Source organism: Halomonas sp. PBN3 (assembly GCF_000475415.1).
Lineage (GTDB): Bacteria > Pseudomonadota > Gammaproteobacteria > Pseudomonadales > Halomonadaceae > Halomonas > Halomonas shengliensis.
Genome location: NZ_AXCA01000196.1, coordinates 1 through 5,061, shown reverse-complemented (window position 1 = coordinate 5,061; position 5,061 = coordinate 1). Strand labels below are relative to the sequence as shown.

Annotated in this window: 4 protein-coding genes; all 4 read left to right on the top strand. The window is 67.6% G+C overall.

Features of this window, described 5'->3' with window-relative positions:
• A partial coding sequence (locus Q673_RS33020) for a TIGR03752 family integrating conjugative element protein (RefSeq protein WP_023007056.1) occupies positions 1-1,128 on the top strand: 1,128 nt, incomplete at its 5' end.
• Positions 1,129-1,201: 73 nt separating this feature from the next.
• Complete coding sequence (locus tag Q673_RS0118705) at positions 1,202-1,618, top strand: TIGR03751 family conjugal transfer lipoprotein (RefSeq protein WP_052004297.1); 417 nt, start codon at positions 1,202-1,204, stop codon at positions 1,616-1,618.
• Entirely contained in the window at positions 1,618-4,545 is a 2,928-nt protein-coding gene (locus Q673_RS33015; RefSeq protein ID WP_023007054.1) for a conjugative transfer ATPase, read from the top strand. Before Q673_RS0118705 ends, Q673_RS33015 begins: the two co-directional genes overlap by 1 nt.
• A gap of 109 nt (positions 4,546-4,654) precedes the next feature.
• Positions 4,655-5,061: AbiEi antitoxin N-terminal domain-containing protein (locus Q673_RS33010; RefSeq protein ID WP_023007053.1), on the top strand; the 407-nt coding region annotated here is incomplete at its 3' end.

Sequence of the window (5,061 nt, the reverse complement as noted above, 5' to 3'; positions counted from 1 at the left end):
GACGGCGCCATCGACGAGGCGCTGCGCCGTGAGCGCGAACGGCTGCGTCAGGAGATTGGCCAGTCCCAGCCGGACAGCTCCATGCTGGGCACCCTGCAGCGTCAGCTGGACCAGCTGCGCCGCCAGGTGGATGGGCAGCGCGACGACGATCTGCCCATCGGTTTGGGCCTGGAGGGCGGCGGCGGCCCGAATGGGACGGCCTACTCGGGCCCCGGCTCGGCGCAGGCGCTGACCTGGGTCGAGCCCCTGGACGCCCAGGAGGACGAGCGTGGGCGCGGCGAGACCACCTTCCCGACCCGCTTTGGTGAGGCTGCCGGTGAGCTGGGCGAAGCGGCCCAGCGCGCTTCCAGTGCGGTGGAGAGCCGGGTGACCGGCCGCCACGATGAAGCCAGCGTAGAGCCCGTCTATACGCTGCCGGAGAACTCCACCCTGATGGGCTCGGTGGCCATGACGGCGCTGCTGGGCCGGGTGCCCATCGATGGCACCGTCAACGACCCCTACCCGTTCAAGGTGGTGATCGGCCGCGAGAACCTCACCGCCAACGGCATCACCCTGCCCGAGGTGGAGAGCGCCATTGTCAGCGGCACCGCCACCGGCGACTGGACGCTCTCCTGCGTGCGCGGCCAGGTCAACTCGATGACCTTCGTCTTCGAGGACGGCACCGTGCGCACCCTGCCAGCCCCGGAGGACGTCAATTCCGGCGACGGCTCCGGCCGCACCACCATCGGCTGGCTCTCCGACCCGAGGGGACTGCCCTGCATCCCCGGGGAGCGCAAGACCAACGCCCAGCAGTTCCTGCTGACCAGCTTCATCCTCGGCGCCGCCGAGCAGAGCGCCAATGCCGTCGCCATGGGCGAGGTCACCACCAGCGTGGACAGCGGCGGCGTGGTCAGCGGCCTCACCGGCAGCTCCGGCCGCTATGCGGCCAGCCAGGCCCTGGCCGGCGGCGTCTCCGACGTGCGCCAGTGGGTGCAGGAGCGATTCGGCCAGACCTTCGATGCCGTGTACGTGCCGCCCGGCCAGCCGGTGGCCATCCATATCGAGCGGGAGCTGCCCATCGACTACGAGACACAAGGAAGGAGGGTGCGATATGACCGCACGGGCTCGGATGTCCTCGATCTGCCGTAATGCAGCCAATAGTACCTGGAATAGCGCTGTGAGAAGTGCTGTAAAATGCGCCGCCAGGCCGTTGGCGGCGCTGATGGCCACCCTGCTGGTGGCGGGCTGCGCCACCTCTCAGGAGGAGCTGATGCCGGTGGGCGATACCACCATGATGGAGATCTGGCAGAACCAGGCCGGCCACAGCACCGGCGAACGCCGCCTGCTGGATGTGCGCAGCGAGCTGCGCCGGCCGCTGAAGATTGACGACATGGTAACGGAGCACCTGCGCTACAGCCGCGACGCCAGCAACGAGATCTACAGCCAGTTTCGCCGCCTGCCCAACCCGGACCTGGTGATGTACGTCTTCCCTCATCTGGCCGGGTCCGAGCAGGTACCGGTCCCCGGCTACTCCACGGTGTTTCCCCTCTACCAGCGCACCCAGTACGCCATGCCCGGGGAGAGCGCTCGCCCGACCGCAACGCTGGAGGGTCGGGGTAACGAGGGGAGGGCGCGCTGATGTCCAAGTTCGACGACCTGATGAACCGTCTGTTTGGCAGCGCCCCGTCCGGCGACAGCGGTCCGGGCCAGACGCAGGAAGCCGTGTTCTCAGACCGGGATGAGGCCGAGCAGGACGAGACGCCAGCGGCCGAGCCGCAGGCGCTGGCCGCGTTTAACAGCGACGTACACGGCCGGCCGCTGGCCCTGCCCCGGGGCAAGGCGCCCTCCGTGGCCGAGCTGCGCTCACATTTCCGCCGGGCGCCGTCGTTTAGCAACTATCTGCCCTGGGTGGAGTACCTGCCCGAGTCGGGCTGCTTTCTGCTGGAAGATGGGGTCTCGGTGGGGGTGGTGGCCGAGGTCTTCCCCATCGCCACCGAGGGCCGCGCCCCTGAGTCTCTGGAAGCAATTCGCGACCAGATCGAGGCCGCCTTTCAGGACAGCCTGCCGGAGTATGAGCAGCACCCCTGGGTGGTGCAGCTCTTCGTCAAAGATGAAGTCGACGCCCGCCCCGACCTGGAGCGCATGCGCGACTATGTGCGGCCCCGGGCGCGTGAGACCGAGTTCACCCAGGACTGGCTGGCGAGCATGGGCGCCCACCTCAAGGCGATCTCCAAGCCGGGCGGGCTGTTCCAGGATGACGGGGTGACCCAGACCCGCTGGCGGGGCCAGACCCGTCGCACGCGCCTGGTGCTCTACCGCTGGCTCGGCAAGAAGCGCCAGGCGGGAGAGCGTCAGCGGGGGCTCTCCCCCGAGCAGGCCGCCAACCAGGTCTACGACCGGCTGGTCGCCGCGCTGCACGGCGCGGGCCTGCGCCTGGAGCGCTACGACGGGCGCGCCTTTCACCGCTGGCTGCTGCCGCGCTTCAACCCGCGACCGCGGCTGGCTCCCGATGATCCGGCGCGTTTCTACGCCCTGTGCGACTACCCCGAGGACGCCGGTGACGTGGCCTGGAACTACGATCTGGCCGAGGGAATGCTCTTCAACTCGCCCCGGGGCGATGTGGAGACGGGGCTCTGGTGGTTCGATGGGCTGCCCCAGTGCTGCGTGGTGGTGGAGGAGATGCGCCGGGCGCCGGTGGTGGGTCATCTCACCGGCGAGGTGCGCCGCTCCGATGGCCAGGCAAGCAACGCCCTGATGGACAAGCTGCCCGAGGGCACCGAGGCGGTGCTGACCATCGTGGCGACGCCCCAGGAGCCCCTGGAAGACCATATCAATCGCCTGCACAGCAAGGCGGTGGGCGACAGCGTGCTAGCCCGACAGGTACGCGAGGACTGCGAGACTGCCCGCCTCTATCTGGGGCAAAACCACAAGCTCTACCAGAGCACCCTGGCTTTCTTCCTCATGGGTGAGAACGAGCAGGACCTCCAGCAGCGCAGCATGGCGCTGGCCACTCAGCTGCTGCAGGTGAACCTCTCGCCGGTGGATCCTGAAGATGAAGTCGCCGGCCTGAACACCTACCTGCGCTGGCTGCCGATGAACTTCGACCCGGAGCAGGATCGCAAGAACCGCTGGTATACCCAGTTCAACTACGTCCACCACCTGGCCAACCTGGCACCGGTGTTCGGGCGCGGCCGCGGGACCGGCCACCCCGGCATGACCTTCTTCAACCGCGGTGGCGAGACCTTCAGCTTCGACCCGCTGAGCCTCGAGGATCGCTCGGCTAACGCCCACATGCTGGTGTTCGGCCCCACCGGCGCCGGCAAGTCGGCCACCCTGAACGGCGTGCTGAGCCAGGTCATGGCCATGCACCGCCCGCGGCTCTTCATCATCGAGGTGGGCAACAGCTTCGGGCTGCTGGGCCAGTATTTCGAGCGCAAGGGGATGAGCGTCAACCAGGTCAAGCTGTCGCCGGGCTACGGGGCCCGGCTGCCGCCGTTCGCGGCGGCCACGCGGCTGCTGGAGAACGAGGTGGAGGAGCGGCGCCTGGCTCGAGACGCCGAGGACGCCAACCCCTTCGAGGAGGCGCCCCTGGAGGAGGAAGAGGAGCAGCCCGACGAGGAGCGCGACCTGCTGGGGGAGATGGAGATCACCGCCCGGCTGATGATCACCGGCGGCGATCCCAAGGAGGAGCGGGAGTTTCGCCGCGCCGACCGGCGCATGGTGCGCGACGCCATCTACCGGGCGGCGGAGCGCTGCCGGGCAGAGGGCCGCGACTGCATGACCCAGGACGTGCGCGAGGCGCTCTATGCGATCTCACGCGATACCGAGATCCCGGAGGAGCGGCAGCGCCGCGCCTATGACATGGGCGAAGCCATGGGGCTGTTCTGCGACGGCTTCGACGGCGAGGTCTTCAACCGCCCCGGCACCGCCTGGCCCGAGTGCGACGTGACCATCATCGACCTGGCCCACTTCGCCCGAGAGGGCTACGAGGCCCAGCTCGCCCTGGCGGTGATCAGTGTGACCAACATGATCACCAACCTGGCCGAGCGCGACCAGTACAGCGGGCGGCCCATCGTCCAGGTCATCGACGAGTGCCACCTGCTCACCGTCAACCCGCTGCTCAGCCCCTATCTGGTCAAGGTGGGCAAGATGGGCCGCAAGCTCTCCCACTGGATCTGGATGGCCACCCAGAACCTTGAGGACTTCCCGGACGCCGCCCGCAAGCTGCTCAACATGATCGAGTTCTGGCTGTGCCTCTACATGCCCCCGGACGAGATTGAGCAGGTCAGCCGCTTCAAGGAGCTCACCGCCACCCAGCGCAAGCTGATGGCCTCCGCCACCAAGGTCTCCAAGAAATACACCGAGGGGGTGGTGCTCTCAGGGCGCCTGGAAGCGCTGTTCCGTGTGGTGCCCCCCAGCCTCTACCTGGCCCTGGCCGGCACCGAGGGCGAGGAGAAGGCCGAGCGCATGCGCGTGATGCGCGAGCAGGGCTGCTCGGAGCTCGAGGCGGTGCTGCATATCACCCAGCGGCTGGACGAGGCCCGGGGTATCGGGTCCGCGACGTAGGCATTAGTTTAGAAATGTCACTGAAATTGACCTAATCTTCCATTTCAGATGCCCAAGTTAAACCGTATAGGTTTAAAATGAGCATCCTAGTTGGCTGATTAGGCAATCTATGGCAACGAAAATAAACCGGCTGTGGCAGCAGATCCCCCATGGCGCCGTGGTGACCACAGCGTGGTTGGAGGCCCACGGCATCAGCGCCAATCATGCCGCCAAGCTCACGGAGGCCGGCTGGCTGAAGCGCCTGGGGCGAGGCGCCTACTGCCGGGCAGGTGACCCGCTGACCTGGGAGAGCGGGGTCTTTGCGCTGCAGGCACTCAGCGACTCCGCTGCACCGCCGTTCTGGCCGGGCGGCCAGACCGCCTTGTCCCTGCAGGGATTCGTCCACTATCTGCCCATCGGGCATGACACCACTCACCTGTATGGGGCGGGGCGCCGCTCGCAGCTGCCACTGTGGCTGGAGAAGGCAGACTGGGCCGGAGCTATCGATCTGCATCAGGATAAGGGGCTGCCGGTGGA

What these genes read in the sequence shown, in the direction of transcription:
- Q673_RS0118705 (WP_052004297.1), top strand. Translation starts at nt 1,202, where the DNA reads ATGGCCACCCTGCTGGTGGCGGGCTGCGCCACCTCTCAGGAGGAGCTG.
- Q673_RS33015 (WP_023007054.1), top strand. Translation starts at nt 1,618, where the DNA reads ATGTCCAAGTTCGACGACCTGATGAACCGTCTGTTTGGCAGCGCCCCG.